The sequence below is a fragment of the Kosakonia sp. YIM B13588 genome (assembly GCF_042788165.1).
Taxonomy (GTDB): Bacteria; Pseudomonadota; Gammaproteobacteria; order Enterobacterales; family Enterobacteriaceae; genus Kosakonia; species Kosakonia sacchari.
In genome coordinates this window covers 50,209-76,848 of sequence record NZ_JBHZPO010000017.1, presented here as the reverse complement: position 1 = coordinate 76,848, position 26,640 = coordinate 50,209, and the positions used below count along the sequence as shown (strand labels likewise).

Below are 26,640 nucleotides of genomic sequence, written 5' to 3'. Positions count from 1 at the left end.
GACGAAGGCAATACGATGCAAGCACGACCCTCCATCGACTTCCGCGTTGCGGAAGTCAACGGCAATACTCAACGGCTGGCCTCTATCCGCGCGTTGCTCGCAGACAGTGGTTTAGGTATGGACAGTGATATCACCACCTTCGTTGAAGCCTGGTCGGGAAACCGGCTGGTGGGTTGTGCAGGTCTCGCCGCCAACGTCATCAAGTGTGTAGCGGTTGAAGAGCAGTTGCGTGGGGAAAACCTTAGCGCGCGGTTGCTGGCGGAAGTTGAGCACCTGGCGCTGGCGCGTGGACATTTTCATCTGTTCCTGTGCACGCGCCCTTGCAATCGGGAGCGTTTCCAGCACAGCGGTTTTTGGCCGGTTGCCCAGAGCGGCAACAATGCGATATTGATGGAAAATACACCGTCTGGCATTCAGCGTTACTGCCGCACTTTGCAGGCGCGCCGCGTTGCCGGAAATCGCATCGGTGCCATTGTGATGAACGCCAATCCCTTCACGCTTGGCCATCGGCATCTGGTTGAGCAGGCCGCACAGGCCTGCGACTGGCTGCACTTGTTTGTGGTGCGGGAAGATGCTTCGTTCTTTCCTTTCTCCGCACGGCTGAAAATGGTGAAAGCGGGCGTGGCGCATCTGCCAAATGTCACGGTTCACGAAGGCTCTCAGTACATTATTTCCCGCGCTACCTTTCCGGCCTATTTCCTCAAAGAGACTGGCAAAGTGCAGCAGGCGTGGAGCGAAATCGACCTGCTCATCTTCCGTAACCATATTGCCCCGGCGCTCGGTGTTACCCACCGCTTTATCGGCAGCGAGCCGTTTTGCGATATCACCCGCCAGTACAACCAGACTATGCATCAGTTGCTCGCGGGGGCTGTCGAGGTGGTGGAAGTTCCGCGCATTAAAGCGACCGGCACCGCCATCTCTGCCTCGGAAGTGCGTCGTTTACTCAAAACACACCAGTTTTCCCGTATTCGGGAAATTGTACCGGATACCACTTTTGCGCACCTTGAGTCTCATTACAGCGCGGAAGTCGCTTAAAAATCAGGAAAATAACTATGAAAATTGTAAGGGAGGCGCTGGCCGGGACGATGGAGTCCAGCGACCTGATGGTGAAAATCGCCCCCGCAGAAGGCGAGCTGGATATTGTTATCCATAGCGAGGTGATGAAGCAGTTCGGCGATCAAATCCGCAAGGTAGTGGATGCCACGCTGCGCGCGATGGAAGTCCGCCAGGGCTTAATCATCATTGAAGACAAAGGCGCACTGGATTGTGTAATCCGTGCCCGCCTGCAAAGCGCCATTCTGCGCGCCGCCGAAGGCACTGAAATCGACTGGGGGAAACTGCTGTGAAAAAACTACGTCGTAGCATGCTGTTCCTGCCAGGCGCTAACGCCGCCATGCTCTCCACCGCATTCATCTATCGCCCTGATTCGATCATGTTCGACCTGGAAGACGCGGTAGCGCTGCGCGAAAAAGACACCGCGCGCTTGCTGGTGTTCCACGCGCTGCAGCACCCGATGTATCAGGATATGGAAACCGTGGTACGTATTAACCCACTGAACACGCCGTTTGGCCTGCCAGATCTGGAAGCAGTGGTTCGTGCCGGTGTTGATGTGGTGCGTTTACCGAAAACGGATACGCCGGAAGATATCTACGAACTGGAACGCCACCTTGAGCGCATCGAACTGGCCTGCGGTCGCGAAGTGGGATCGACTCGCGTAATGGCGGCGATTGAATCGGCGATTGGCGTGATTAACGCTGTCGCGATTGCGCGCAGCTCGCAGCGCTTAATTGGCATCGCGCTGGCCGCGTTTGACTACGTAATGGATATGCAAACTGAACGTGGCGACGGCACTGAGCTGTTCTACGCGCGCTGCGCAGTGCTGCACGCCGCGCGCGCCGCCGGAATTGATGCGTTCGACGTGGTGTGGTCAGACGTCAATGATGAAGCCGGTTTCCTGCGAGAAGTCGACCTGGTGCGCAAAATGGGTTTCAACGGCAAGTCACTGATCAACCCGCGTCAAATCGATCTGCTGCATAACGCCTATGCGCCAACTCAGCAGGAAGTGGATCACGCGAAAGTGGTTATCGAAGCGGCAGAAGAGGGCGAGCGCAACGGCCTGGGCGTGGTTTCGCTGAACGGCAAAATGATTGACGCCCCGATTATTAATCACGCGCAGATGGTGCTGGAACGTGCAGCTGCGTCCGGCGTGCGTCGTTAAGGACAGAACAATGAATCAAACAGAGCTTCTTCACGTTAATTTTCCCCATCTGCGTGATTTAAAACCCTTTGAAAGCGCGCACTCGGCGACGCCGTGGCTGGCGGATATCAACACCAAACACACGCGCAAACTCTGCGCGACGCTGGAAGACGCGATTTCGCGCAGTGGTCTGAAAGACGGCATGACCATCTCTTTCCACCACGCTTTTCGCGAAGGCGATCGTGTGATCAACAACGTCGTGGCAACGCTGGCGCGGCTGGGTTTTAAAAATCTGACGCTGGCGTCCAGTTCGCTGATGACCTGCAACGACGCGCTGATCGAGCATATTCAGAACGGTGTGATTTCGCGTATTTACACCTCCGGGATGCGCGGCAAGCTGGCGGATGCAATCTCTCACGGCCTGATGGCGGAACCGGTCCAGATTCACTCACACGGCGGCCGCGTGAAGCTGTTGCAGGATGGTGAGCTGAACATTGATGTCGCTTTCCTCGGCGTGCCGTGCAGCGACGAGTTCGGTAACGCCAACGGCACACAGGGGAAATCCTGTTGTGGTTCGCTGGGTTACGCGATGGTGGATGCGCAGTTTGCCAAAAAAGTAGTGTTACTGACCGAAGAGCTGGTGCCGTTCCCCAATATGCCTGCGAGCCTTGGTCAGGATCAGGTTGATCTGATCGTGCAGGTAGAGAGTGTGGGCGATCCGGCGAAAATCAGCGTCGGCGCAGCACGCGTCACCAGCAATCCGCGCGAGCTGATGATCGCCCGCTATGCGGCAGATGTGATTGAACATTCGGGGTATTTCAGAGACGGTTTCTCCATGCAGACCGGCTCCGGCGCAGCAGCGACCGCAGCGACGCGTTTCATGGAAGAAAAAATGGAGCGCCACGGGGTAAAAGCCCGCTTCGCGCTTGGCGGCATCACCGGTAGCCTGGTGGATCTGCATGAGAAAGGGCTTATTGAAAAACTGCTGGATACGCAGTGTTTCGATGGCGAAGCGGCGGCTTCGCTGCACCGTAACCCGAACCACGTTGAGATCTCCACCAACGTCTATGCCAATCCGGGCGGTAAAGCTGCCAGTTGCGATCAGCTGGATGTGGTGATCCTCAGCGCGCTGGAAATTGATGTCGACTTCAACGTTAACGTTATCACCGGTTCTGATGGCGTGATGCGCGGCGCATCCGGCGGCCACTGCGATGTGGCGGCAACGGCTAACCTCACCATTGTCGTGGCGCCCTTGCTACGTAGCCGCATTCCTACCGTTGTAAAACGCGTCACCACGTTGCTGACGCCAGGGGAAAGTATCGATGTGCTGGTCACCGATCACGGTATTGCTGTTAACCCGGCGCGCCCGGATATTCGTGAGCGTTTGCTGGCGGCAGGGCTGAAAATCGTCGACATCGAAGCGCTTTACCAGCGTGCGATTTCACTGACCGGCGAACCGAAACCGATCGCATTCACTGACCGCATTGTTGGCGTGATCCGTTATCGCGACGGCAGCGTGATCGATGTGGTTCGTCAGGTTAAAGAGGACAATCTATGACCACTCTGACGCCCGTGAGAGCGGGCGTCAGCCTCGAAGCGCTGCTGGCGGCGAAAGATAGCCGCGCGGCGCGTCAGGCTGACTGGCTCACTCACTATCAACAACCGGTTATTTCGCTGACGCTGGTTACCCCCGGCGCGATAAAAGACAGTATTCGCTACCGCAATACCATGGGCGTGGCACTCCAGGCCTGCGACCAGTTGCTGTGGCAAAACCACTGGCGCGTGCTGGACAGGCAGGTGTTGTGGCTGCCAACCGGTGCGGAAGCGCTGTGGTGCGTGGAGCATCCGGCAGTGGAAATCAAAGCGCAATGCGTGGAGATGGAACAGACTCATCCGCTTGGCAGACTGTGGGATTTCGATGTGTTTTGCCCGAAAGAAGGACAGGTTGGGCGGCATTCGCTGGATTTAAATACCCGACGCTGCCTGGTATGTGATGAACCTGCACACGGCTGCGCCCGCTCGCGTCGCCATTCGGTAGAAGAAGTCGTGGCTCGCGTGGAGAGATTAATCGATGGCTGGTTTGCTCGCGACTAAATCCGCCATTGCTGACGTGCCTGAGCTTGCGGCGCAGGCGCTGCGTCTTGAGCTGGATTTAACCCCCAAACCGGGGCTGGTGGACAGAGCCAATAACGGCTCGCACCAGGATATGGATCATGCGCTGTTTTTAAAAAGTATTGCGGCGATCGCGCCGTGGTTCAGGGTTTTTGCCGAAGCAGGAAAAACCCATGCACATAAACCGGCCAGCGAACAGCTACGGCTGCTGCGTCCGATGGGTATCGCCTGCGAGCAAGCGATGTTCACGGCGACAAGGGGCGTGAACACACACAAAGGCGGCATTTTTTCACTGGGTCTGCTCTGTTTTGCTGCCGGGCGTTTGCAGGGACAAGGGCGCATGGTTAGCGCTGACGCGCTTTGCCAGCAGGTGAGTGAAATCTGTTGTGGAGTAGTGGCACGTGAGCTGGCAGATCGCCCGCAGGCTATCACGGCGGGTGAAAAACAGTTTCGCCAGTATGGGCTGACGGGCGCACGCGGTGAAGCGGAACAGGGGTTTATCACTGTGCGCCGCGCAGTGTTGCCGTACTGGCATCAGGAGCACGGGGAGCGGCGGTTACACAATGCGCTGCTGCGCCTGATGGCCGCAAACCGCGACAGCAATCTGGTATCTCGCGGTGGTATTGAAGGGCTGCACTACGTACAGGATTATGCGGCGAGATTGCTGGTAACGGGCTGGGATAGCGACGCGCTGCGCGAAATGGATAAGGCGTTAATGGCGCGCCGGCTAAGCCCCGGCGGGAGCGCCGATCTGCTGGCGGTGGCCTGGGTTCTTGCCGGGCTGTAAGCAGGCCATAAAAAAACATTTGTCTGGCAAATGGTATTGATTACGACCCAGAGGCGCGCATTAAAAGCTTTAATAAAACGTCTCTGCCTGTTCTGAACAATTTACATCCAAAGACACTAAGCCAAAGCCTGTTGCTGACCACCTCCGCAAAAAGAGGTGGTCAAATGGCCACAAAAAACCCGGCGCTCAGGCCGGGTTTTGTCTTTGCATCTTTAACCACCTTCAGAGAGGTGGTTAAGGGGCTCAGGCTTTCTGCGCTACGCCTGCCGGCTCGCGCACATGTTTGTATTTAAACAGCATCACGAAAGCGAAGGCCAGCACCAGCGAGTAACCTGCGAAAATTAGCCACACGGTTTTCCAGTCGGTGATGCCCGCAGTGGTGTAGATCTCAACCACTTTGCCGCTCACCATCCCGCCGAGAATACAGCCGAAGCCGTTGGTCATCATCAGCAACATACCCTGCGCACTGGCGCGGATAGCTGGATTCACCTCTTTCTCCACAAATACCGACCCGGAGATGTTGAAGAAGTCGAATGCGCAGCCGTAAACGATCATCGACAGAACCAGCAGCACGGTACCGAACGGCGTCGGGTCACCATAGGCAAACAGACCAAAACGCAGTACCCAGGCAATGATACTGATCATCATGACGTTCTTGATGCCGTAACGGCTCATAAAGAACGGGATCGCCAGGATAAACGCGGTTTCGGAAATCTGCGAAATCGACATCATCACCGACGCATGCGTCACGATGAAGCTGTTGGCGAACAGCGGGTTCGCGTCGAAGCTGTGCAGGAAGGTGTTGCCGAACATGTTGGTGATTTGCAGTTCGGCGCCCAGCAGCATCGAGAAGATAAAGAAGATTGCCATGCGCTTGTTTTTAAACAGCGCGAAAGCGTTCAGGCCCAGCATTTCCACCCAGGTCTGTTTCTCTTTGCTTTTGGCAACCGGCATATGCGGCAGCGTCAGAGAGAACAGACTCAGCACCAGCGACAGCGCCGCGCCAATGTAAAGCTGCATGTGGCTCAGTTCGAAACCGGAGAAGCTCACCGCCCACATCGCCAGAATAAAGCCGATGGTGCCCCAGATACGAATCGGTGGGAAATCGGTCACGATATCGTGGCCTGCGGATTTCAGGCGGAAGTAAGAAATGGTGTTCACCAGGCCCAGCGTTGGCATGTAGGCCAGCGAGTTAAGCAGGATGATGACAAACATTGCGCCAGGCGTGGTGACGCCTGCGGCGATAAATAACGTAATCGCCCCAATCAGATGGCACAGCGCATAAACCCATTTTGCGCTTAGCCACTTGTCCGCAACGATACCGAGCAGCGTTGGCATCAACAGTGATGCAATACCCAGCGAGCTATACACCGCGCCAATTTCCGCGCCCTGGAATTTCAGGGTAACGAACATATAAGAGCCAAGCGTAGTCAGCCAGCTTCCCCACAGGCAGAACTGCAGAAAGATAATGACTTTCAGCTGCAGCTTAAGATTCATGCTAATTTCCTCACAAAGGAGAGTGATAGATGTTGGAATGGGCACAATTGCGTTTGTTATGTGTCAGGATTCTACCATCTACGGGGTGGCGAATTTGTTATGCCCGACATAAAAATGCAAACTTCCTCTGATTGCATTTTTATATGGTGACGTATCTCACACTTTAGCGCAACCGTTTGCATCACTCACATGAATACCTTATGCCTCTTTCGTCGGGGCAGACGAAAGAGGCAGCAGATTAGTTGCGACGGTAGGTTTTTTGCGCAGCGTTAACTTTGTAGAGATAGCGGCGGGATTCCGCCGAGGGGTGACGGGTAGTCAGGGTTTGGTACACATCTCCTGGCGTCATGGTGTTGATGATATTTGCCGCCTGCACTTTATCGGCGGAAAAGACGCGCAACACGCTGCCGGCACCGCCGTTATAAGCGGTAATAACCGCATAGCGCCGTGACGTTGGGTTATTGATCCCGGAGAGATAAATGTTATTCAACATCGCCAGATAGGCAGTGCCGGTATCAATGTTACTTTGTGGATCAAACAGATAACTGCGATCGGGCGTGCCAGATTTCCCCTGTGCGCGGAATACATCTTTACCGGCGCTATGCTGCACAACCTGCATTAAGCCCAGCGCATCGGAGCGGCTAACGGCGTACGGGTTAAAGGAGGATTCGGTTTGCATAATCGCCAGAATCAGCGACTCTTCAACGCCATATTTATGCGACGCTTTTCGCACCATACCGACGTATTTATGTGCGCGTTTATCCAGGTGGTTTGGCACCAGTTTAATGGTCACGCTGTAGATCATACGTAAACCATTGCTGCGGCTTTTCAGCCGTGTTTGCAGCAAATAGTCCGCAAACTGCGCGGCACGCCATTGCCAGCGAATGGCTTCGCCGTTGTTATCCAGCACCTGGCCGTACAGGAACGGCTCTTTCGAGATCTGGATATCGTCAACATCAGAGTAAAGATCGATAGAACCCGGATCGTCGCCCATCAACAGGGTTTTAATAATCGCCTGGCGCAAATGCGCCGCAGGATCGGTGCCGGAGATCGTCTCGACGGTGATCGTTCCCTCATCGAAGTTGATGTGGCTGCGGGTTTGGTACTGGTCGGTGTATTTAACGTAGTCCTTTGGGCCTGCGATCAGAACTTCGTTAAACCCCCATAAATTCTCAATATTATGGGCAAATTGACCCATCAGGATGTCAAAACCGTTGGTGTCTTTAATCCAGGCTTCGTTGTAGTCGTCGCCCGTTTTATTCGAACTGGAACAAGAAATCAGCAACGGCGCAATAATCGCTAGCGCTAAATATTTTTTCATCATTCCGGGATGCAATTGTGTTGGTGTGTTAGCGCCGGTGTCCTCTGCGCACTGGCAATGCCTTCCCATGCATTCGCGGCATTACCAGTGATTGCGCATGAACAGCGGCTTATTTTTTTTCTTGCGGCGTATAGCCTTCAATGTGCACGTCTTTGCCTTCAAACAGGAAATTCACCATCTCCTCTTCCAGCAGCTTGCGGTGCTCGACGTTCATCATGTTGAGTTTTTTCTCGTTAATCAGCATGGTTTGCTTATGCTGCCACTGTTTCCAGGCCTCTTTCGAGATCTCGTTGTAAATGCGTTTTCCGAGATCGCCCGGATAGAGCTGGAAGTCTTGCCCTTCCGCTTCACGTTGCAGGAAGGTACAAAAAATAGTTCTGCTCATAACATAATCCTCTTTGCTTGCGCGCTTAACGGACTTCGGCGCGTAATTGCTGTATCAGGCGTTCCACGGGAGCCGCCAGACCGACGGATGGCGGTTGCGCTAAGTTATACCAAAGACCTGCGCCCTCATCCATGCAAGACGAGAACGAGGACACGCCAAGCCACATAGGCACAATATCCAGATGGAAATGGCTAAATGTATGGCGAAACGCCACAAGTTGGCTGAGATTATCGGCGCTAATCTTCCTCTGCGCCAGCCAGGCGCGCAGGCTGGCCTCATCGCTGAACTGCGGGAAGCAGAATAACCCGCCCCACAGCCCGCTTGGTGGTCGCTGCTCAAGGTACACCTCACCTTCATGCTGCATCAGCAGAAGATAACCGGTGCGTTCGGGCAGTGTCTGTTTCGGTTTTTTACCCGGATATTGCGCCCAGGCGTTCGCCGCGTAGGCTTCACAGCCCGTTTGCAGCGGGCAGAGCTCGCATTTCGGTTTCGAACGGGTGCAAACCATCGCGCCCAGATCCATCATCGCCTGGTTAAAGCGCTCGACGCCCTGAGCCGGGGTGACCTCTGTGCTGATCTCCCACAAACGCTTTTCCACCTCTTTTTTACCCGGCCAGCCGCCGACAGCGTAACAGCGCGCCAGCACGCGCTTCACGTTGCCATCGAGAATAGGATAGTGTTTACCCAGCGACAAAGAGAGGATGGCGCCCGCGGTCGAGCGGCCGACGCCCGGCAACGCAGCAACCTCCTCGAATGTTTCCGGGAAACTACCCGCGTGCTGGTTTGCGACCTGCTGCGCGGCTTTATGTAAGTTGCGTGCGCGAGCGTAATAACCCAGCCCGGTCCATAAATGCAGCACTTCATCCAGCGGTGCGTTCGCCAGATCGGTCACCGTTGGAAAACGCGCCATAAAGCGCTGGAAGTAGGGGATTACGGTTGTTACTTGCGTTTGTTGCAACATCACTTCCGATAGCCATACTTTGTAAGGCGTTTTTTCAATTTGCCAGGGCAGGGTTTTTCGCCCGTATTTGTCGTACCAGCCCAGCACCTGGGCTGAAAATTGAGACGCTTGCATGGTCACCAGAATCACGTAATCAGGGGCGAAGATTGCAGCACAGAGGCGATGAGCTGTAAACCGGAACTTTCCGGTGCTTGCATCGGGCGATTAACTTTGGATAATGCCCGTTTCCTGAACACTCTCACAAGCAGATCACTTTATGAATAACGACGTCATTTCACCGGAATTTGATGAAAACGGCCGCCCGTTGCGCCGCATTCGCAGCTTTGTCCGTCGCCAGGGCCGCCTGACGAAAGGGCAGCAACACGCGCTGGATAATTACTGGCCGGTGATGGGCGTTGAGTTCACTGAACAGCCGCTTGATTTCACCGCGCTGTTTGGCCGCACTGCCCCGGTTACGCTGGAGATCGGTTTTGGCATGGGTGCGTCGCTGGTTGAAATGGCGAAGATGCGCCCCGAGCAGAATTTTCTCGGCATTGAAGTGCACTCGCCGGGCGTTGGCGCTTGCCTCTCCTCCGCACATGAAGAGGGCGTGGAAAACCTGCGCGTGATGTGCCACGACGCAGTAGAAGTGTTGCACAAGATGATTCCTGACAATTCTTTGAATATGGTGCAGCTCTTTTTCCCTGACCCGTGGCACAAAGCGCGTCATAATAAACGCCGCATCGTTCAGGTACCCTTTGCTGAGCTGGTGAAAAGTAAGCTTAAGCTGGGCGGCGTGTTTCATATGGCGACAGACTGGGAAGCTTACGCGCAGCATATGCTGGAAGTGATGACGTCCATCGATGGTTACAAAAACCTGTCGGCGACCAACGACTTTGTGCCGCGTCCAGAGTCACGCCCGGTAACCAAATTTGAACAGCGTGGCCATCGTCTTGGTCACGGCGTATGGGACTTAATGTTCGAGAGGGTGAAATAATGGCAACAAACCGCAGCCGTCGTTTGCGTAAAAAAATGCACATCGATGAATTTCAGGAACTGGGTTTTTCTGTTGCATGGCGCTTCCCGGAAGGCACCAGCGAAGAGCAGATTGATAAAACGGTTGATGACTTTATTCAGGAAGTGATTGAGCCGAACAAGCTGGCGTTTGACGGTAGCGGTTATCTGGCGTGGGATGGTCTGATTTGCCTGCAAGAGATTGGCAAATGTACCGAAGAGCATCAGGCTATCGTGCGCAAATGGCTTGAAGAACACCAACTGACCGATGTGCGCGTCAGCGAACTTTTCGACGTTTGGTGGGACTAACTAAAGCATAAGGGGCCAGCATTTGCTGGCCCGTTTTGTCTCTACAGGAGTTTTTATGATGCGCAAAACGCTACTGGCGGCGGCTCTAACGCTCACAGCATTCGCGGCTCAGGCCGACTATCAATGTAGCGTCACGCCGCGTGACGATGTGATCATCAACCCGCAAACCGTGCAGGTGAAAGGGGAGAACGGCAATCTGGTTATCACACCGGATGGCAATGTGATGTTCAACGGCAAACAACCGACACTTAGCGCCGCTCAGCGCGAGCAGGCAAAAGATTACCAGGCCGAACTGCGCAGCGCGCTGCCGTGGATTGACGATGGAGCGCGTAGCCGCGTTGAGAAAAACCGCATCGCGCTGGATAAAATCATCGTTAAAGAGGTAGGTGAAAGCAGCAGCATGCGTAATCGCCTGACAAAGCTTGATGCACAATTAAAAGAGCAGATGAACCGCATTATTGAGCATCGTAGCGATGGCCTGACCTTCCACTATAAAGCGATTGAGCAAGTGCGCGCGGATGGCCAGCAACTGGTGAATCAGGCAATGGGTGGCATTCTGCAGGACAGCATTAATGAAATGGGCGCGAAAGCGGTGCTGAAAAGCGGCGGCAACCCATTACAAAACGTCTTAGGCAGCCTGGGCGGTTTACAGACCGCTATCCAGAACGAGTGGAAAAATCAGGAAGCGGATTTCCAGCAGTTCGGGAAAGATGTTTGTAAGCGTGTAGTGACACTGGAAGAGAGCCGTAAGGCATTAACCTCTGGGCTTAAGTAACCGCTATCAGCAGCCTTTTTTCTACGAAGGCTGTTATTTTACCTTTCGCGTCGTCATTTTCTCGTTGCGGCAGTCACCCTGACTGCGTTAATCGACGGGATGTTCTGCGGTACTTGCGGAGTATTTTGTAGGGCCTGGCTAATATCTGGCTGGCTGTTCAAATAACCGAACAGCCAGCACCTGAATTATTCGGCAAGAAATAGTTCCAGCAGGGAATTAAGAAATAACTTACCGTGTTCTGTTATCTGCCAGCTCTCTTCATTTTCCGTCAAATAATTCAGCTTCAGTGCTTCCTCAATTTGCGGGCGAATAACGCGTTCATCCAGCCCGGTATACCGTGAAAAATCAGCACGCGGTGCGGGTTCCAGCAGGCGGAAACGGTTCATAAAGAACTCGAACGGTTTATCTTGCGCTTCCACATCGTGCTGCTTATCCAAGTAATTGCCCTGCATATAACCGCGCGGATGACGTGTTTTTGCCGTACGTAGAATACGTCCATCCTGAAACGTCACTTTACCGTGCGCACCGCAGCCAATCCCCAGATAGTCGCCAAAACGCCAGTAGTTGAGATTGTGCTGGCACTGATAACCGGGCTTCGCGTAAGCCGAGGTTTCATATTGCTGATACCCGGCGGCGGTCAGGATCTGGTGGCCCTGTTCGAAAATGTCCCAGAGCGCATCGTCGTCTGGCAGCACCGGAGGACGTGAGCCAAACAGCGTATTAGGTTCAATGGTGAGCTGATACCACGACAAATGCGGCGGGTTGAGCGCAATCGCCTGGCGCAAGTCATCCAGCGCTTCTTCCAGCGACTGATCCGGCAGCCCGTGCATTAAATCAAGGTTAAAGCTGCGTAACCCCAGCCCGCTCGCCAGGCGCGCGGCGCGTTTGGCTTCCTGCGGGCCGTGAATACGACCCAGGCGCTGCAACTTCGTTTCGCTAAAACTTTGTACGCCAATGGAAATGCGGTTCACGCCGGCACGTTGGTAGTCGACAAAGCGGTCGGCCTCCACGGTTCCGGGGTTGGCTTCCATCGTTATTTCTGCATCCAGTGCGAGCGGCAAACGCGCACGCACGCCGTCCAGCAATGTTTGCATTGCCGGGCCAGAGAGCAGGCTCGGCGTACCGCCACCAATAAAAATGGTCTTTATTTCACGCCCCTGTGCGTAGGCGACATCCGCATCGAGATCGCTAAGCAAATGCTGAACGTAGTCATCGTGCGGCACTTCGCCCTTCAATGCATGGGAATTAAAATCGCAGTACGGGCATTTCTGCACGCACCACGGAATATGTATATAAAGGCTCAGAGGTGGCAAATCAGCCATTACGCAGTGCTTCCAGTAACAGTTTCAATGCTTGTCCACGGTGGGATATCGCGCTTTTTTCTTCGCGGGTGAGCTCCGCTGCGGTTTTGCCCTCAGCAGGGACAAAGAAAATCGGATCGTAGCCAAAGCCGCCGTTACCCGCAGCCTGCCGCGTAATTACGCCAGACCAGCGGCCGTGGCACACCTGCGGGGTCGGGTCATCCGCATGACGCATATAGACCAGTACGCAATGGAATTGCGCTTTGCGCTCAGCGTCCGGCACATCTTTTAGCGCGTCGAGCAGTTTTTCCAGGTTCTGCTGGTCGCTGGCATCAACGCCGGAATAACGGGCGGAATAAATCCCCGGCGCGCCGCCGAGGGCATCGACAGCCAGGCCGGAATCGTCAGCGATAGCGGGCAGGCCGGTAACCTGTGACGCGTGGCGCGCTTTGAGGATCGCGTTTTCAATAAACGTCAGGCCGGTCTCTTCGGCGGACTCCACGCCCAACTCAGTTTGTGCGACAACATCAAAGCCAAAATCATTCAGCAGCGAGGCCAGCTCGCGCACCTTACCGGCATTACCGGTAGCGAGGACAACTTTTTGCATAGCGGATCCTAATGTATCAGCGCCGCGACTTCCGTCGGGATCTGTTGCGGATGTGAGATTTTAATCTGTTTGTGGCGGCCCAGTTCGCCTTTTTCAATCACGACCTGGTTTTTCGCCACGCGGAACTGCTTAGCGAGGAATTTTACCAGGTGCGCATTGGCCTGGCCGTCCACTGGCGGGGCGGTGATGGCGACTTTTAACTCGTCGCCATGCAGCCCGATAATGGCGTCACGGCTGGCTTTAGGCTGAATATACAGCCGCAACACCAGCCCGTCTTTACAGGTAACAACGGCACTCATAGTGCCATCCACAGCCCCGGCAGCAGAATATCGCCGGTAGACTGCAGCACTTCCGCAATCCCCATATTCAGAACATACAGCAGCAGCACCAGAATCATCGGTGAAAAATCGATGCCGCCCATGGCTGGCAGCAAACTGCGGATTGGGCGCAGCAGGGGCTCGGTCAACTGCATCAGCACATACTCTACCGGGCTGCGTCCCTGGCTGACCCAACTCATGATGGCCATCACCAGCAGTACCCAGAAAATCATCAAGCCGATGGTTTTCAGTAAAATAAGCAGGGCGGAAATCCAGATAATCGGCTGGAAAGTGATCACCATAAATATCACTATCGCTTTGATAAACGACAGAATAAAGGCAATCAGCAGCGAGGCGCTATCCAGCGGCCCCATTGCGGGCAGCACGCGGCGCAGCGGCCCGACAATCGGCTGCGTGGCTTTGACCACGAACTGCGAAAACGGGTTGTAAAAATCGCAGCGTGCCCACTGCATCCAGACACGTAACAGCAGAACCATTGTGTAGAGTTCAATCACTGTCGAGAGCAGGAAAGTCAACGTCTTCATGGCGTTCCTCAGTTTTCCTTAATTTTTCGTGTAATCGCGCGCACCAAAAATGGCCGTACCAATGCGCACCATCGTGCTTCCCGCCGCAATGGCGGCGGTCATATCGTCGGACATGCCCAACGACAGGGTATCCACCGTCGGATAGCGTGTTTTCAACGCCTCAAATGCTACAGCCATTTGCCGTGCCACGGCAAACTGGCGTTCGTAATCTGCTTGCGGCGCGGGTATCGCCATCAACCCTCGCAGACAAACGCCAGGTAGCTCGACCACCTGAGCGGCCAGCGCATCCAGCTCGCTGAGCGCAATACCGGATTTGCTCTGCTCATCGCTGATGTTGATTTGAATAAGCACATTCAGCGGCGCCAACGTTGCCGGGCGCTGCTCGCTTAAACGGCTGGCAATGCGCAACCTGTCTACCGTGTGGCACCAGTCGAAGTTCTCTGCCACCAGACGGCTTTTGTTGGACTGTAGCGGGCCAATAAAGTGCCATTGCAAACCCTGAAAGCCTAGTTGCCTGAAGTGATTAATTTTATCCACCCCTTCCTGAACATAGTTTTCGCCAAAAGCACGTTGCCCGGCGTCGATCGCTTCTGCGACAGCGCTCGCAGGTTTGGTTTTACTGACTGCAAGCAATGTCACTTCTTCTGAAGCACGGCCGCAGCGCGTTGCGGCGGCTGAGATTTTGTCCCGGACCTGTGCCAGGTTATGCGCAATATCGTTCATGATTCCAGGATGGCTATATGGATATAGAAGAAATAGTGGCGCTTAGTGTAAAGCATAATGTCTCGGATCTACACCTGTGCAGTGGCTCAGCGCCGCGCTGGCGGCAGCAAGGCCGTCTGGAACCCGCGCCGTTTGAAATAGCAGATCTCACCGGGCTGATTGATCTGCACCTCAATACGGCTCAGCAGCGTCTGTGGCGAGAGCGGGGGCAGGTCGATTTTGCCCTGACGACAGCCGCAGGGCATAGGCTGCGGGCAGGTGCCTTTACACGTCACGGTGGCGTTTCGCTGGCGTTACGTGTGCTGCCGCAAAGCTGCCCACTGCTGAGTGAGCTGGATGCGCCCATATCGCTGAGCGAATTACTTGGGCGTGAAAACGGCCTGATACTGGTGACGGGCGCGACCGGCAGCGGCAAATCCACCACTCTGGCAGCCATGGTGGACTACCTGAATCAGCATAACGATGCGCATATTCTGACGCTGGAAGATCCGATCGAGTTTGTTCACACCAGCAACCGCTGCCTGATTCAGCAGCGGGAAGTGGGTCTGCATTGCATGTCATTTGCCGACGGCCTGCGCGCGGCGTTGCGTGAGGATCCGGATGTGATCCTGCTCGGTGAGTTGCGCGACAGCGAGACCATCCGTCTGGCGCTGACCGCCGCAGAAACCGGGCATCTGGTGCTGGCGACGCTGCATACGCGCGGTGCGGCACAAGCTGTAGAGAGGTTGGTCGATACCTTTCCGGCGCAAGAAAAAGATCCTGTGCGCAGCCAGCTGGCGGGAAGCCTGCAGGCGGTGCTGGCGCAAAAACTTGAGGCGGACAAGCGAGGAGGACGAGTGGCGTTATTCGAGTTGCTGATCAACTCTCCGGCGGTGGCGAGCCTGATTCGCGAAGGCAAAACCCACCAGTTGCCCGGCGTAATGCAAACCGGGCAACAGGCGGGAATGCAAACTTTCGCACAAAGCCACCAACAACGGGTACTGCAAGGTTGGCTTTAGCGGATGTTTAGCGAGTAAACCGCAGGCAGCGCACCCGCCGTTTTTAGGACCTCCAGCCTGACGCTACGCACCGTCAGCGGTTCTTCCAGCCTGTGCTGGCACACCGAGTGGTGGTTGTTTTCCACCTCGGCCAGGAGCTGTTCATCGGCCCACAGGCGGTAGTGCGTGATGCAATGCGGCGTTACGGCATAGTGGTGACCCATCTGGACCGACTCCATCGCGTTATCGAAGTCGTTATCCTGTACCAGTGTAAGATGCTGCAACGTCTGCGGCTCCGCCCAGCGCCAGATGATCTCCGGGGCGACATCGTCAGCGGCGGGCGTCCATGCGTTGGTTTGCTGCTCCGGACGCAAGCGGCCATTTAATACATTCTGCGCACACCAGGCATTCAGTGGCTGGCTGAAACGCAGGGCAGGGAAAATCTGCTGCGGGTGGCGGCGTGGCAGCCAGAAATCGAACTCGTCGACGCCATAATCGCTGTCTGCGACCTGCCGGGTGTGTTTTGCCACACGGGCGTTAAGGCTGTTAAAAACCGTCATAATGCCTGGCAGGTGGGTATCCGTGAGCGCAATTTCGATACCTTCCTGCGCTTCGAAAGCGACAAACACATACTGGTCGCGATCGCTTTGCCACTGGAAGGCCAGGGTATACTCCGCTTCGCCGGAGACCTGAAGCAGGTTTTCGTCGTATTGATAGTCCGGGGTGAAGTTCCCGGCGCGTGCGCTGCCAAGCAGCGAAACCGCCAGTGGCTGCGGTGTTGATGACCGTAAACGCAGTGTCATCTCGGGTAGTTGCGCGCCTGCGCGTACGGGTAACAGTAACGCCATGCGTTCCGAAAGCGACTGCCAGCTGCCGTTGGGTTTCAGCTCGCTCAGTTGGTATTCGCTGCTGGCGCTGACGGTGGCGCCTTGCGCCGGGTCGTTCAGCCACTGGCGTGGGATATAACAGCCAGTGGCCTGTAAATGTTGCTGCAAAGCGCTGATATGCTCGCGCTGCGCCAGCTCACGCGGTAGCAGGTTAAGTGCTTTACACTGCGCGGCGGCGCGCCCGACAACTTCGCCCAACAGACCGCAGGTACACATCACACGGGCGCTGCCGAAGGCGACATGCGAAGCGGAGATCAGCCGCCCGGTAAGCAATAAGTTATCGAGCGAGCGGCTGTAGAGGCTGCGAAACGGAATGGTGTAGGTGCCTTTGCTGTGAAACTGCCGGCAACCGTCGTGGGTGCTGTAAACGCCATCCGCCGGGTGCAAATCTATCGACCAACCGCCATAACCTACGGCGTCGTAGTGATCGCGCTGCTCAATAATGTCCTGCTGGCACAGCAAATGATCGCCAAGGAAACGGCGGCTTTCGCGTTTGCCGGGGATCGCGCCGACCCATTCGATAGTCATATTGGCAGCTTCAGGGAATTCGCCAGAATTTTTAATGTGATCCCAGACGCCCCAGACTATCTTCCACAGTTCCCATTTGATCTCTTCACTTTCATGCACGGTATCGAGGCGGCCTCCCCACTCCAGCCACCATAAATCGCAGCCGTTCAGCGTTGATGTCAGGCGCTTATAGCGCGGGATCTCAGTGATATCTTTCAGGGCAAAAGAGGGGGGCACAAAGTTTACTGGCCCGGCGGTTTGCTTAGTGTAGAAATAGATGGAGTGCCCCAGCTTATGACCAAAATTGTCACCGGGCGCCATTTTTTCGCCCAGCTCTTCTGCTTCTTCCGCGCCTTCGCGGTATTCTGCACCCGCCAGAAAACCGAGCACGCCGTCGCCGGTAGCGTCGCAGAACTGCGCGGCGCTGACGGTGTAAAAGGTTTCGTTAATGGGGTTGAAGGCTTTTACCGCAGTGAGGGCATTTTCCGTTTTTTCGACCTCAAAGACGGCAGTATTGAGCAGCAATGTCAGCCCCGGCTGGCTTTTGGCAAGATCCAGCAGCACCAGGTCGAACATCACCGGATTCCCCTCTTTGTTCCGCCAGAGGTTCTCTTCCATGATTTCGCCCATGATGCCGCCTTCGCGCGCCCAGCGGTTATTATTGCCCATATGTGACGTTGCGCCGTTGGCCCACAGACGCACTTCGCTGGAGGCATTACCACCCAGCACTGGCCTGTCCTGAACGAGCACTACCTGCAGGCCGTCTCGCGCTGCCGCCAGCGCGGCACAAAGCCCTGCCAGCCCGCCGCCTGCAACTAACAGGTCTGCGTACAGTTGCTGCGCTGGAAATGTTCTGGCATCGGTTTGAGGAAAGATTTTCATAACCTTGTTTCCTTCTTTACTGGCGGTAAAATCGGTTTTTCGAGCAACCTGAAAAGTGAACCTGCAATGTCTTCACAACCCAATCAAAGCCTGATCGACGGCATTCGCTGCCTGCAGTATCTGGTTTCCAGCGATCGTGCCATTGGCTGTCGCGAACTGGCGCGCCTGATGGGCATTAACACAACCCGTGTAAACCGGCTGTTGATGACCATGGCTTCTATTGGCCTGACGATGCAGGACGCACAGCGTCGCTATTTGCCTGGCCCCGGTATTCATGCGCTGGCGGCGCAGGCCATCCGTGGTTCAGCACTTTTCTCCCAGGCGCTGCCTCTACTGGAAAGCCATGCCCCGAAAGACATCGTGGTGGCAATGGGCGTGCTCTGGGAGGATCAGGTGATCTATATCTATCACTCCGAGCCCGGTAGCCAGGTCAGCCAGGCGCTGGCTGGTTTTCATATGCTCCCGGCCTGGCAGTCCGTCATCGGCATGGCGTTACTGGCGGCAGAAAGTGATGAAACCCTGCAACAGCGCTTTAGCGAAGAGCAGTGGCTGCTGCTTGGTCCGCATGTCGCTGAACAGCGCGAGCGTGGCCATGTGGTCTGGCACCATGACGACGGTGAAGTCTCAATGGCAAAACCCCTTGGCGCGCACTCCGCCGCGCTCGCCTTTGCCGGAATGTGGCACGTTGACGACACGGTCGTGGAAACACGACTGCAGGCACTGCACGCGCTGGTCGAACGCCTGACGGAAAAATCGTGATACTGGCTAATGTCTGTATGTTTCTTTTATAGAAACAAGCGGTGAAATGCAAAAAGCACAGCCAGAAATTGTGAGAACGATCGGCAGAAAGCCGCGAACAGGTCGCGGCTTTCGTCGGGTCAGTAACAGGGAGAACTGCTGGTCGGGGCAGGTTCAGAAGTGTTGTTCGAAGTAGCTCTCAAGGATGATAACTGCGGAAGCGGAATCGACACTGCCTTTATCGAGTGCGCGAAACCCGCCGCGTTCGAACAGCCCGGCGCGGGCTTCTACGGTGCTTAAGCGCTCATCATGCAACGTAACCTGCACGCCAAAACGGCCATGAACTTTGTTGGCAAAATTACGGGCACGGGCGGTGAGGGGTTGCTCGGTACCGTCCATATTCAACGGCAAACCCACAATCACAGACTCGGGCTGCCACTCTTTTAATAGCTTTTCGATAAGCTTCCAGTCCGGCGTGCCGTCCTGCGCTTTCAGCGCGCTGAGCGGGCGAGCCGTGCCCGTAATGCGCTGCCCTATGGCAACGCCAATGCTTTTGGTGCCGAAATCAAAGGCTAGCAGGGTTCCGCTCATCAGGCGTGCCCCGCCACGCCAGGCATGGTGGAGATATCGATGCCGATAAGTTTGGCCGCTTCACGCCAGCGATCGGCGATCGGCGTTTTAAACAGAATGTTGAGATCCGCAGGCGCAGTGAGCCAGGCGTTATCAAGGATCTCCTCCTCGAGCTGCCCTTTCTCCCACGAGGCATAGCCCAGCGCTACCAGCACTTCGCTCGGTTGCTCTGCCGTGCCAAGCGTCTCCAGCACATCGCGCGAGGTGGTGATCACGGTGTTATCCGACACGCGAATGCTCGACGAGAATGCCGCTGGTGGCGTGTGCAGAATAAAGCCGCGATCTTCGGCCAGCGGGCCGCCAAGCAGCACCGGCTTATCCAGGCGGATTGCTGGATCGCGTTCTGTGGGCTGGATTTTGAGTTTTTCCAGAACACCTTCCACTTTCAGGTTTTCCAGAGGCTTATTAATAATCAGCCCCATCGCACCTTCATCGTTGTACTCGCAAATGTAAACCACGGAGCGACGAAAGAGGGGATCCTGAAGAGCAGGCATGGCAATAAGAAAGTGATGCTGTAAATTCATTGTCAGAGGTTCTGTTTCCTGGTTCAAAAAAGCGACAGCTTAGTATGGGGGGAAAGCGGAGTGCTGTCACTAGCCAAAGCTGGCGAGGGGCGGGATCCGTCCCGCACCTTTCTATGATAGTTATTTTTCGAGGCGTTTCTCGATAGCGTCCATCAACATACCGGTAATGGAGATCGGGAATTCCGCTTCGATTTCGCGTATGCAGGTCGGGCTGGTAACGTTAATTTCGGTCAGGCGATCGCCGATAATATCCAGGCCGACAAAGATCAACCCTTTGGCTTTCAGCACCGGCGCGACTTTACGCGCGATAGCCCAGTCGCTTTCGCTTAACGGGCGTGGTTCGCCACGTCCACCTGCGGCGAGGTTACCGCGGGTTTCACCGCCCTGCGGAATGCGCGCCAGACAGTAAGGCACCGGTTCGCCATCAACGACCAGCACGCGTTTGTCGCCATCTTTGATGGCGGGCAGGTAGTTCTGCGCCATGCAGTAGCGGCTGCCCAGCTCGGTGAGCGTTTCGGCGATAACCGAGAGGTTTGGATCGCCCTCTTTCACGCGGAAAATTGAGGTGCCGCCCATGCCGTCCAGCGGCTTAAGAATGATGTCGGTGTGCTTTTGCCAGAAGGCTTTCAGTTGTGCTTTGTTGCGGGTGACCAGCGTTTCCGGGGTTAATTCCGGGAACCAGGCGGTGAACAGCTTTTCGTTGCAGTCACGCAGGCTCTGCGGTTTGTTAACGATCAGCGTGCCTTTTTCTTCCGCGCGTTCAAGGATGTACGTCGCATAAATATATTCGGTATCGAACGGTGGATCTTTACGCATCAGGATTGTGTCCAGCTCAGCGAGAGCAAGATCCTGTTCGCTGCCGAACTCATACCATTTGTCGTAATTGTGTTCGACGGACAACGTACGGGTACGGGCGCGGGCTTCACCGTTAATCAGATAAAGATCTGCCATCTCCATATAGTGCAGCTCGTAGCCGCGGCGCTGAGCTTCCAGCAGCATGGCGAAGCTGGAGTCTTTTTTGATATTGATGTCCGCGATGGGATCCATCACGATGCCGAGCTTGATCATTCTGCTTCTCCTTTCATCCCAGGTCGCCGAAGCGCACCTGAAGCGCGGTGATGGCGGTAAGCGCCGTAGTCTCTGTGCGTAGCACACGGGGGCCTAACAAAATATCTGTGAACTGATAACGCGCGGTCATCGCAATCTCGTCGGCGGATAACCCGCCCTCCGGGCCAATCAGTAAGCGCACGCGTTCAACGGGCAACGGCAGCGTGTTGATGCTCTGGCTGGCGCGCGGATGCAGATTCAGCTTTAAACCTGCTTCCTCTTCGGCGCACCAGGCTTCGAGATCCATCGCCGGGCGAATTTCCGGCACCCGATTGCGCCCGCACTGTTCACAAGCGGCAACGGCAATCTTTTGCCACTGCTGAAGCTTCTTGTTCAGACGTTCAGCATCCAGTTTAACCCCGCAGCGCTCAGAAAAAAGTGGCGTAATGAGGCTTACCCCAAGCTCAATCGATTTCTGGATAGTGAATTCCATTTTTTCACCACGCGACATCACCTGGCCGAGGTGAATATGCAGCGGCGATTCACGATCGTCCACTTCACTGCTCAGGATTTTCACCACCACGCTTTTTTTATCAGCGCTGATAATTTCGGCCTCAAACACCTGATTGGAGCCGTCGAAAAGCTGAATGGCCTGACCTGGTCCCATACGCAGCACGCGTCCGACATGGTTGGCAGCATCTTCGCTGAGGGCGATATCATGGCCTGGCTGGATAAGTTCTGGGTGGTGGATGCGGGGAATGCGCATGGTATTTCGAATCCGCTTAGGTTGCTGCCCCGGCCGGGATTAACGGGCGGGGCGGACTGTAACAAATGTCGCTAGTGTAGGTTAGCTCTTTCGCGCCATGCAAGCGCGCTGCACGTAAGGGTTATGGTTGCCCTGCACGTTGGCGATGCGCTCATCACGTTTGCACTCCCAGTCAGTTACCGGATAAAGCTTGTCCCATGCAGTGAAAAGCTGAGTTTGCTGGCGTGAAAGGCTGAGCTGGTACTGGTCACGCATATAGAAATAGGTACGGGCAATCGCACCGCGGGCGCGCACCGGCGGTTCGGCGAGTTTTTCTTTGAAATCGATTTTCATGCCGCACTGACCGTACTGGCTTTCACCGCCGTTCCATTGACCGTACATAAAGTTGCCGCGATCGCCATTTACCTCACCAACGGCAGGTTGCAGGTTGTGCATATCGCTTTCGATTTTACGGTACACCGGATCTTTGGCGCAGTTTTTACGCCCGCCATCCTGCCAGCACTGGCGCAGATGGCCGAACTGCCAGGCGGGCATGACATGTTCCCATTCGACCCGGCTGGCGCGGTTTTCGTTTTTACGCACCTGATAGCCGCAAGACGCGAGGTCGATAACCCCTTTTTTACCCTGCCAGTTGATTTTACAGCCGCAGTAGAAATCACCCGGCACATCGGCGTTAACTTTAACGCCCGCTGCTTTGGCCTGGGCAAAACTGTTAATGCCGTCCGCTGCGAAGGCGGGAACAGCGATCAGCGCGAAGAAGAGTGAGATAAAACGGAACATGGCGAACTCCCTGTCAAAACGAGTTCGCAACGTAGCGGAAGCTGTTGCCTGATGCAATCAGTTCGCGCGGAAAACTTCTTAATGGATTCAGTTACTCGCGCCGCCGGCAGCCAGCGGCTCGCCGCAGTGTACGCAGCGGTAAACCGCCTCGCCGCGCAGCACACGGTTGTGTCGTCGCACCGTTAACTGGTGCTGCTGGCATTTGCAATGGTATGGGAAAGTATTGCGTCGCACGGATTCCAGTTCGAACTGATGAGTGCGGCGAGCGGGCACACCGAGCACGCTCTCCATCATCCACTTCCACTCTTTGCCGTGCGGTGCGACGCGCCCAAAGTGCTTCCACACCAGCAAGTGCGCCAGTTCGTGGGGAACCACCTCTTTAATAAACGCCTGCTGGTTTTCGAGTAGCAAAACGGGGTTAAGCCGGATCTCATAATCGGCCAGCCAGGCGGTGCCCGCTGCCGTGCCGCGCTGTTGATACACCAGCTTCGGTTCCGGGTAGTTGCGCCCCAGTTTCAGATTCGCTTGCGCGAGTTTATCCCGCAGGCTGCGCATCACGGCTTGCTGAAGGGCGATTGGGAGACGGGGTGTTTTCATAAGTGCAGAGAATAGGTGGGGCGGGGCATGAGTGCAACAGGCAAAAGCAAAGGCTTCCTCTGCGGAGGAAGCCTTTAGGGTTAGTTATGGGAACCAATTTCGCGCAGCGGGCGGCCACGCATCAGGTTACGCTCGATGTGCTCCAGCGAAACATGTTTGGTTTCAGGCACCAGCCACAGTGTCAGTACGATGAACAGGACGTTCAGACCGCCGTAAACCCAGAAGGTATTTGCGTTGCCCAGCGTGTTCAGCATAGTCAGGAAGGTTGCGCCGACAATCATATTGGCAATCCAGTTGGTCGCGGTGGAGCAAGTGATACCGAAGTCGCGGCCTTTTAGCGGCTGAATTTCGGAACACAGCACCCAAATCAATGGACCGGCACTCATGGCGAAGCCAACAATAAACATCAGCAGCATGGCGACCGCAAAGTATTGTGCCGACGGCGAATGGATACCCAGATGCAGCATGGTGCCCAAAATGCCCATACCGGCCGCCATTACCATGAAGCCCAGTACCAGTGTGGGTTTGCGTCCCCAGCGATCCACAAGGCCGATGGCAATAAAGGTCGCCAGTACGTTAGTCAGACCGACAATCACCGTGCCCCACATCTGCTCGGTGGTGTTGGTGTAACCCGCCAGTTCAAAGATCTTCGGCGCGTAATACATGATGACGTTCATCCCGGTGAACTGCTGCATTATCTGCAACAATACGCCCAGGAACACCGCACGGCGGAAGTTGCTGTTCTCTTTGAACAGCGCCCAGCCTGACTGTTTTACCTGCAGGCTTTCGCGGATCTCTTCCAGCTCGTTTTTCGCTTCGGCGCTGGTATCACGCAGGCGCAATAACACGCGTTCGGCGTCATGGAAGCGGCGCTTGGCAGCAAACCAGCGCGGGCTGTCCGGCAGGAAGAACACGCCAATCAGCAGCAAAATCGCCGGAATGATGATAACGCCCAGCATCCAGCGCCATGCGCCACTATAGCTGAACGCGGTGTCAGAGAGATAAGCGCCCAGAATCCCGATAGTGATCATCAACTGATACATGGAAATCATGCTGCCGCGAATTTTTTCCGGCGCGATTTCAGAGAGATACAGTGGCGCGGTATAGGAAGCAATACCAACGGCCAGACCAAGCAGTACGCGGGAAATAATCAGCACTTCCACGTTTGGCGCAGCCGCAGAACAGAGCGAACCGATGACAAACAAGATCGCGCCAATCATCAGGCTTTTTTTACGTCCCAGGCGCCAGGAGAGCCAGCCGCTGCCGACGGCACCAACAGCGGCACCGAACATCATTGAACTGACCACCCACTCCTGCGTGTGTGCGCTAATCTGAAAATCTTTGGTAATAAAGGGCAACGCACCAGCGATTACCCCAATATCCAGGCCAAAAAGCAGTCCTGCCAGTGCAGCGAGGAAACAAACAAAGAAGGTCATTGCCTTGTTTGAATACCCCTGTTTTTTATTGTCAGGCATTATGCCCTCCATTCATGTCATTGGTTTTTTCGATGTAAAAGGTAGGCCACTCGTCACTAAAAATACGTGATTTACATCACACGAGTGTAATCGGTTACATTGCGATAAGGCCGTCAATGTAAATAAAAGTGTTAATTATTATAGAATTGTTGGGCAGTAAAGGAGAGGAGACGCGGCGAGTTTCAGACTAAACCGAAACGGAATGTAACAGTCATGTTGTATTCGATTTTCAAAAGGAAAAGTCTGAAAAATCAGCGAAGCGCAGCGGTGTAATCGCTTTCAGATAGATGCGGTGCGGGATAAGTGAGTATAGGTGCTGGAGAAAATCGTGGCGGAATGAACAGAAGTAAAAAATGAAAAGGCCAGCACAAGGCTGGCCTGAATAGCAACACGGTTAGAGAATTATTCCAGACCGGCCGCTTCACGCAGCAGCGCCGCTTTGTCGGTTTTTTCCCATGGGAACGTTTCGCGACCAAAGTGACCGTATGCAGCGGTTTGTTTGTAGATCGGATGCAGCAGATCCAGCATCTGGATCAGGCCGTACGGACGCAGATCGAAGAATTCACGCACCAGCAGCGTCAGCTGTTCGAGGGCAATTTTCTCCGTACCGAACGTTTCCACCATGATGGAAGTGGGTTCAGCCACGCCGATAGCGTAAGAAACCTGGATTTCGCAACGATCGGCAAGGCCAGCCGCAACGATGTTTTTCGCCACGTAACGCGCAGCATACGCCGCAGAACGGTCAACTTTTGACGGATCTTTACCGGAGAATGCGCCGCCGCCGTGACGAGCCATGCCGCCGTAGGTATCAACGATGATTTTACGCCCGGTCAGACCGCAGTCGCCCATTGGGCCACCGATAACGAAACGGCCGGTCGGGTTGATGAAGAATTTGGTTGAGGCATTCAGCCATTCGGTCGGCAGGATCGGTTTGATGATCTCTTCCATCACCGCTTCTTGCAGGGATTTCTGATCGATATCTTCTGCGTGCTGAGTAGACAGAACTACAGCGTCGATACCGACGATTTTGCCGTCGTCATACTGGAACGTCACCTGGCTTTTCGCGTCCGGACGCAGCCACGGCAGCGTACCGTTTTTACGCACTTCAGCCTGACGCTCAACCAGACGGTGAGCATAGGTGATCGGTGCCGGCATCAGCACGTCGGTTTCATTGGTCGCGTAGCCAAACATCAGGCCCTGGTCGCCAGCGCCCTGTTCCAGCGGGTCTGCACGGTCAACACCCTGGTTGATATCCGGAGACTGTTTACCAATTGCGCTCAGTACGGCGCAGGAGTTCGCGTCAAAGCCCATGTCCGAATGCACATAGCCGATTTCACGTACGGTGTTACGGGTGATCTCTTCGATATCTACCCACGCGCTGGTGGTGATTTCGCCACCTACCAGTACCATGCCGGTTTTGACGTAGGTTTCACAAGCAACGCGTGCTTTCGGATCCTGCTCGAGAATAGCGTCCAGCACGGCATCGGAAATTTGGTCTGCGATTTTGTCAGGATGCCCTTCAGAGACGGACTCGGACGTAAAAAGGTGTTTTGCCATAGTAAGTTTTCACCCTGGAGTAATACGGTTAGCTCGAATTCTGTGTCCGGAGGTCTTCGCGTCTGGCGGACGCGGACTGCAGAAGGTGACACATGAAGTCTGCGTGTTAATCGGTTCTGCGCATACATTCTTCACGTATGGACGGATTAACATCTGGATGGCTATTCTAGGTTAACTCTTGACCCTATTGCCAGCGTTTTTTGATGCTCGCCACATCCTGTCACAAATAGTGACGGAAAATTTTCCTGGCAATGCGGCAAACACAGCTTTTTTATTTTGCATTTTCACCCCGTTATCGGTATAAAACGCCGCGCGCGGCTCATTAAAAAAGCGCACGGCAGAAACGCTGTGTCGCCACTTCCAGCCGGGTTAAGCAGTGAATTTAATGGCTTTGGCTTGTCGCGGGTCTTAACGGCTTGCGTGGAGGTGATAAGAGATAATGA

At 55.1% G+C, this 26,640-nt stretch carries 29 protein-coding genes; 11 read left to right on the top strand and 18 right to left on the bottom strand.

Annotation, left to right across the window (positions count from 1 at the left end):
• The first annotated feature begins 15 nt into the window (after positions 1–15).
• The 6 genes from citC to citG are packed head-to-tail and all read left to right on the top strand — an operon-like array spanning position 16 to position 5,096.
• A complete protein-coding gene (citC, locus tag ACFX4U_RS21870) occupies positions 16–1,035 on the top strand; it encodes a [citrate (pro-3S)-lyase] ligase (RefSeq protein WP_313507332.1) in 1,020 nt (339 codons plus the stop codon).
• A gap of 17 nt (positions 1,036–1,052) precedes the next feature.
• Positions 1,053–1,346, top strand: a complete 294-nt coding sequence (citD, locus tag ACFX4U_RS21865) for a citrate lyase acyl carrier protein (RefSeq protein WP_020455183.1) — start codon at positions 1,053–1,055, stop codon at positions 1,344–1,346.
• Positions 1,343–2,218: a citrate (pro-3S)-lyase subunit beta gene (citE, locus tag ACFX4U_RS21860; RefSeq protein WP_086873483.1), complete on the top strand. Its 876-nt coding sequence runs from the start codon at positions 1,343–1,345 to the stop codon at positions 2,216–2,218. Before citD ends, citE begins: the two co-directional genes overlap by 4 nt.
• Before the next feature lie 10 nt (positions 2,219–2,228).
• Positions 2,229–3,755, top strand: coding sequence for a citrate lyase subunit alpha (gene citF, locus ACFX4U_RS21855; RefSeq protein WP_313507333.1), 1,527 nt, complete (start codon positions 2,229–2,231; stop codon positions 3,753–3,755).
• Positions 3,752–4,291: a citrate lyase holo-[acyl-carrier protein] synthase gene (gene citX / locus ACFX4U_RS21850; RefSeq protein WP_313507335.1), complete on the top strand. Its 540-nt coding sequence runs from the start codon at positions 3,752–3,754 to the stop codon at positions 4,289–4,291. The genes citF and citX overlap by 4 nt, the downstream gene beginning before the upstream one ends.
• Positions 4,269–5,096 carry a triphosphoribosyl-dephospho-CoA synthase CitG gene (gene citG / locus ACFX4U_RS21845; RefSeq protein ID WP_313507336.1) on the top strand — a complete coding sequence of 276 codons (828 nt, stop codon included), beginning with the start codon at positions 4,269–4,271 and terminating at the stop codon, positions 5,094–5,096. The genes citX and citG overlap by 23 nt, the downstream gene beginning before the upstream one ends.
• Positions 5,097–5,339: 243 nt before the next feature.
• Here the strand turns inward: citG and ACFX4U_RS21840 are convergent, their stop codons facing one another.
• From ACFX4U_RS21840 to mutY, 4 genes are all read right to left on the bottom strand, one after another.
• Positions 5,340–6,593 (bottom strand): nucleoside permease, encoded by a 1,254-nt coding sequence (locus tag ACFX4U_RS21840; RefSeq protein ID WP_200553439.1) that lies wholly within the window; start codon positions 6,591–6,593, stop codon positions 5,340–5,342.
• A gap of 238 nt (positions 6,594–6,831) precedes the next feature.
• The gene (mltC, locus tag ACFX4U_RS21835; RefSeq protein WP_313507337.1) at positions 6,832–7,914 is read right to left on the bottom strand and encodes a membrane-bound lytic murein transglycosylase MltC; all 1,083 of its coding nucleotides are present in this window, start codon (positions 7,912–7,914) and stop codon (positions 6,832–6,834) included.
• A 109-nt stretch (positions 7,915–8,023) separates the two neighbouring features.
• Positions 8,024–8,299: an oxidative damage protection protein gene (locus ACFX4U_RS21830; protein ID WP_200553435.1), complete on the bottom strand. Its 276-nt coding sequence runs from the start codon at positions 8,297–8,299 to the stop codon at positions 8,024–8,026.
• A gap of 25 nt (positions 8,300–8,324) precedes the next feature.
• Positions 8,325–9,374, bottom strand: a complete 1,050-nt coding sequence (gene mutY / locus ACFX4U_RS21825; protein ID WP_313507338.1) for an A/G-specific adenine glycosylase — start codon at positions 9,372–9,374, stop codon at positions 8,325–8,327.
• A 142-nt stretch (positions 9,375–9,516) separates the two neighbouring features.
• Here mutY and trmB point away from each other — a divergent pair, with 142 nt between their 5' ends.
• From trmB to ACFX4U_RS21810, 3 genes are read left to right on the top strand one after another with little or no spacing between them, the layout of a single operon-like run.
• Positions 9,517–10,236: a tRNA (guanosine(46)-N7)-methyltransferase TrmB gene (trmB, locus tag ACFX4U_RS21820; protein ID WP_017457567.1), complete on the top strand. Its 720-nt coding sequence runs from the start codon at positions 9,517–9,519 to the stop codon at positions 10,234–10,236.
• Positions 10,236–10,562: a YggL family protein gene (locus ACFX4U_RS21815; RefSeq protein WP_313507339.1), complete on the top strand. Its 327-nt coding sequence runs from the start codon at positions 10,236–10,238 to the stop codon at positions 10,560–10,562. Before trmB ends, ACFX4U_RS21815 begins: the two co-directional genes overlap by 1 nt.
• Before the next feature lie 55 nt (positions 10,563–10,617).
• Positions 10,618–11,337 (top strand): DUF2884 domain-containing protein, encoded by a 720-nt coding sequence (locus ACFX4U_RS21810; protein WP_200553429.1) that lies wholly within the window; start codon positions 10,618–10,620, stop codon positions 11,335–11,337.
• A 185-nt stretch (positions 11,338–11,522) separates the two neighbouring features.
• Here ACFX4U_RS21810 and hemW read toward each other — a convergent pair whose 3' ends face one another.
• Genes hemW through ACFX4U_RS21785 form a run of 5 tightly spaced genes read right to left on the bottom strand, consistent with a single transcriptional unit; the run spans position 11,523 to position 14,830 of the window.
• Positions 11,523–12,659 carry a radical SAM family heme chaperone HemW gene (gene hemW / locus ACFX4U_RS21805; protein ID WP_305735039.1) on the bottom strand — a complete coding sequence of 379 codons (1,137 nt, stop codon included), beginning with the start codon at positions 12,657–12,659 and terminating at the stop codon, positions 11,523–11,525.
• Positions 12,652–13,245 carry an XTP/dITP diphosphatase gene (locus ACFX4U_RS21800; protein WP_305735040.1) on the bottom strand — a complete coding sequence of 198 codons (594 nt, stop codon included), beginning with the start codon at positions 13,243–13,245 and terminating at the stop codon, positions 12,652–12,654. Before ACFX4U_RS21800 ends, hemW begins: the two co-directional genes overlap by 8 nt.
• Positions 13,246–13,253: 8 nt before the next feature.
• Positions 13,254–13,544: a DUF167 family protein YggU gene (yggU, locus tag ACFX4U_RS21795; RefSeq protein WP_305735041.1), complete on the bottom strand. Its 291-nt coding sequence runs from the start codon at positions 13,542–13,544 to the stop codon at positions 13,254–13,256.
• Entirely contained in the window at positions 13,541–14,107 is a 567-nt protein-coding gene (locus tag ACFX4U_RS21790; RefSeq protein WP_200553422.1) for a YggT family protein, read from the bottom strand. The genes yggU and ACFX4U_RS21790 overlap by 4 nt, the downstream gene beginning before the upstream one ends.
• Positions 14,108–14,125: 18 nt before the next feature.
• Positions 14,126–14,830, bottom strand: a complete 705-nt coding sequence (locus ACFX4U_RS21785) for a YggS family pyridoxal phosphate-dependent enzyme (RefSeq protein WP_313507343.1) — start codon at positions 14,828–14,830, stop codon at positions 14,126–14,128.
• A gap of 17 nt (positions 14,831–14,847) precedes the next feature.
• Between ACFX4U_RS21785 and ACFX4U_RS21780 the strand changes: the two genes are divergently transcribed.
• Positions 14,848–15,828, top strand: coding sequence for a type IV pilus twitching motility protein PilT (locus tag ACFX4U_RS21780; RefSeq protein ID WP_380218654.1), 981 nt, complete (start codon positions 14,848–14,850; stop codon positions 15,826–15,828).
• On the opposite strand, the gene ACFX4U_RS21775 is transcribed toward ACFX4U_RS21780, so the two are convergent.
• Entirely contained in the window at positions 15,825–18,083 is a 2,259-nt protein-coding gene (locus ACFX4U_RS21775) for an FAD-dependent oxidoreductase (protein WP_313507345.1), read from the bottom strand. The genes ACFX4U_RS21780 and ACFX4U_RS21775 overlap by 4 nt on opposite strands.
• A 66-nt stretch (positions 18,084–18,149) precedes the next feature.
• Here ACFX4U_RS21775 and ACFX4U_RS21770 point away from each other — a divergent pair, with 66 nt between their 5' ends.
• A complete protein-coding gene (locus ACFX4U_RS21770; RefSeq protein ID WP_313507346.1) occupies positions 18,150–18,842 on the top strand; it encodes an IclR family transcriptional regulator in 693 nt (230 codons plus the stop codon).
• A gap of 153 nt (positions 18,843–18,995) precedes the next feature.
• Here ACFX4U_RS21770 and ruvX read toward each other — a convergent pair whose 3' ends face one another.
• From ruvX to metK, 8 genes are all read right to left on the bottom strand, one after another.
• A complete protein-coding gene (ruvX, locus tag ACFX4U_RS21765; protein ID WP_017457579.1) occupies positions 18,996–19,412 on the bottom strand; it encodes a Holliday junction resolvase RuvX in 417 nt (138 codons plus the stop codon).
• Positions 19,412–19,975, bottom strand: coding sequence for a YqgE/AlgH family protein (locus ACFX4U_RS21760; protein ID WP_017457580.1), 564 nt, complete (start codon positions 19,973–19,975; stop codon positions 19,412–19,414). The genes ruvX and ACFX4U_RS21760 overlap by 1 nt, the downstream gene beginning before the upstream one ends.
• 120 nt (positions 19,976–20,095) lie before the next feature.
• The gene (gene gshB, locus ACFX4U_RS21755) at positions 20,096–21,043 is read right to left on the bottom strand and encodes a glutathione synthase (protein ID WP_305735047.1); all 948 of its coding nucleotides are present in this window, start codon (positions 21,041–21,043) and stop codon (positions 20,096–20,098) included.
• 13 nt (positions 21,044–21,056) lie between these two features.
• Positions 21,057–21,788: a 16S rRNA (uracil(1498)-N(3))-methyltransferase gene (gene rsmE / locus ACFX4U_RS21750; RefSeq protein WP_305735048.1), complete on the bottom strand. Its 732-nt coding sequence runs from the start codon at positions 21,786–21,788 to the stop codon at positions 21,057–21,059.
• An 81-nt stretch (positions 21,789–21,869) separates the two neighbouring features.
• Positions 21,870–22,568 carry a deoxyribonuclease I gene (gene endA, locus ACFX4U_RS21745; protein ID WP_305735049.1) on the bottom strand — a complete coding sequence of 233 codons (699 nt, stop codon included), beginning with the start codon at positions 22,566–22,568 and terminating at the stop codon, positions 21,870–21,872.
• A gap of 87 nt (positions 22,569–22,655) precedes the next feature.
• Positions 22,656–23,165, bottom strand: a complete 510-nt coding sequence (locus ACFX4U_RS21740; RefSeq protein ID WP_313507347.1) for a SprT family zinc-dependent metalloprotease — start codon at positions 23,163–23,165, stop codon at positions 22,656–22,658.
• Positions 23,166–23,245: 80 nt separating this feature from the next.
• The gene (locus ACFX4U_RS21735; RefSeq protein WP_305735051.1) at positions 23,246–24,640 is read right to left on the bottom strand and encodes a sugar porter family MFS transporter; all 1,395 of its coding nucleotides are present in this window, start codon (positions 24,638–24,640) and stop codon (positions 23,246–23,248) included.
• Positions 24,641–25,042: 402 nt separating this feature from the next.
• On the bottom strand, positions 25,043–26,197 hold the full coding sequence (gene metK, locus ACFX4U_RS21730; RefSeq protein WP_305735052.1) for a methionine adenosyltransferase: 1,155 nt from the start codon (positions 26,195–26,197) through the stop codon (positions 25,043–25,045).
• Positions 26,198–26,640: the final 443 nt, after the last annotated feature.

Excerpts from the sequence above, each read along its gene's own strand:
- gshB (WP_305735047.1), bottom strand. The coding sequence starts at position 21,043 with ATGATCAAGCTCGGCATCGTGATGGATCCCATCGCGGACATCAATATC.
- ACFX4U_RS21780 (WP_380218654.1), top strand. The coding sequence starts at position 14,848 with ATGGATATAGAAGAAATAGTGGCGCTTAGTGTAAAGCATAATGTCTCG.
- citD (WP_020455183.1), top strand. The coding sequence starts at position 1,053 with ATGAAAATTGTAAGGGAGGCGCTGGCCGGGACGATGGAGTCCAGCGAC.
- citG (WP_313507336.1), top strand. The coding sequence starts at position 4,269 with ATGGCTGGTTTGCTCGCGACTAAATCCGCCATTGCTGACGTGCCTGAG.
- mltC (WP_313507337.1), bottom strand. The coding sequence starts at position 7,914 with ATGAAAAAATATTTAGCGCTAGCGATTATTGCGCCGTTGCTGATTTCT.
- ACFX4U_RS21810 (WP_200553429.1), top strand. The coding sequence starts at position 10,618 with ATGATGCGCAAAACGCTACTGGCGGCGGCTCTAACGCTCACAGCATTC.
- citC (WP_313507332.1), top strand. The coding sequence starts at position 16 with ATGCAAGCACGACCCTCCATCGACTTCCGCGTTGCGGAAGTCAACGGC.
- ACFX4U_RS21775 (WP_313507345.1), bottom strand. The coding sequence starts at position 18,083 with ATGAAAATCTTTCCTCAAACCGATGCCAGAACATTTCCAGCGCAGCAA.
- ACFX4U_RS21740 (WP_313507347.1), bottom strand. The coding sequence starts at position 23,165 with ATGAAAACACCCCGTCTCCCAATCGCCCTTCAGCAAGCCGTGATGCGC.
- citX (WP_313507335.1), top strand. The coding sequence starts at position 3,752 with ATGACCACTCTGACGCCCGTGAGAGCGGGCGTCAGCCTCGAAGCGCTG.
- ruvX (WP_017457579.1), bottom strand. The coding sequence starts at position 19,412 with ATGAGCGGAACCCTGCTAGCCTTTGATTTCGGCACCAAAAGCATTGGC.
- ACFX4U_RS21785 (WP_313507343.1), bottom strand. The coding sequence starts at position 14,830 with ATGAACGATATTGCGCATAACCTGGCACAGGTCCGGGACAAAATCTCA.
- ACFX4U_RS21800 (WP_305735040.1), bottom strand. The coding sequence starts at position 13,245 with ATGCAAAAAGTTGTCCTCGCTACCGGTAATGCCGGTAAGGTGCGCGAG.
- yggU (WP_305735041.1), bottom strand. The coding sequence starts at position 13,544 with ATGAGTGCCGTTGTTACCTGTAAAGACGGGCTGGTGTTGCGGCTGTAT.
- endA (WP_305735049.1), bottom strand. The coding sequence starts at position 22,568 with ATGTTCCGTTTTATCTCACTCTTCTTCGCGCTGATCGCTGTTCCCGCC.
- ACFX4U_RS21770 (WP_313507346.1), top strand. The coding sequence starts at position 18,150 with ATGTCTTCACAACCCAATCAAAGCCTGATCGACGGCATTCGCTGCCTG.
- hemW (WP_305735039.1), bottom strand. The coding sequence starts at position 12,659 with ATGGCTGATTTGCCACCTCTGAGCCTTTATATACATATTCCGTGGTGC.
- ACFX4U_RS21760 (WP_017457580.1), bottom strand. The coding sequence starts at position 19,975 with ATGAATTTACAGCATCACTTTCTTATTGCCATGCCTGCTCTTCAGGAT.
- metK (WP_305735052.1), bottom strand. The coding sequence starts at position 26,197 with ATGGCAAAACACCTTTTTACGTCCGAGTCCGTCTCTGAAGGGCATCCT.
- mutY (WP_313507338.1), bottom strand. The coding sequence starts at position 9,374 with ATGCAAGCGTCTCAATTTTCAGCCCAGGTGCTGGGCTGGTACGACAAA.
- rsmE (WP_305735048.1), bottom strand. The coding sequence starts at position 21,788 with ATGCGCATTCCCCGCATCCACCACCCAGAACTTATCCAGCCAGGCCAT.
- ACFX4U_RS21815 (WP_313507339.1), top strand. The coding sequence starts at position 10,236 with ATGGCAACAAACCGCAGCCGTCGTTTGCGTAAAAAAATGCACATCGAT.
- citF (WP_313507333.1), top strand. The coding sequence starts at position 2,229 with ATGAATCAAACAGAGCTTCTTCACGTTAATTTTCCCCATCTGCGTGAT.
- ACFX4U_RS21840 (WP_200553439.1), bottom strand. The coding sequence starts at position 6,593 with ATGAATCTTAAGCTGCAGCTGAAAGTCATTATCTTTCTGCAGTTCTGC.
- ACFX4U_RS21735 (WP_305735051.1), bottom strand. The coding sequence starts at position 24,640 with ATGCCTGACAATAAAAAACAGGGGTATTCAAACAAGGCAATGACCTTC.
- ACFX4U_RS21830 (WP_200553435.1), bottom strand. The coding sequence starts at position 8,299 with ATGAGCAGAACTATTTTTTGTACCTTCCTGCAACGTGAAGCGGAAGGG.
- ACFX4U_RS21790 (WP_200553422.1), bottom strand. The coding sequence starts at position 14,107 with ATGAAGACGTTGACTTTCCTGCTCTCGACAGTGATTGAACTCTACACA.
- trmB (WP_017457567.1), top strand. The coding sequence starts at position 9,517 with ATGAATAACGACGTCATTTCACCGGAATTTGATGAAAACGGCCGCCCG.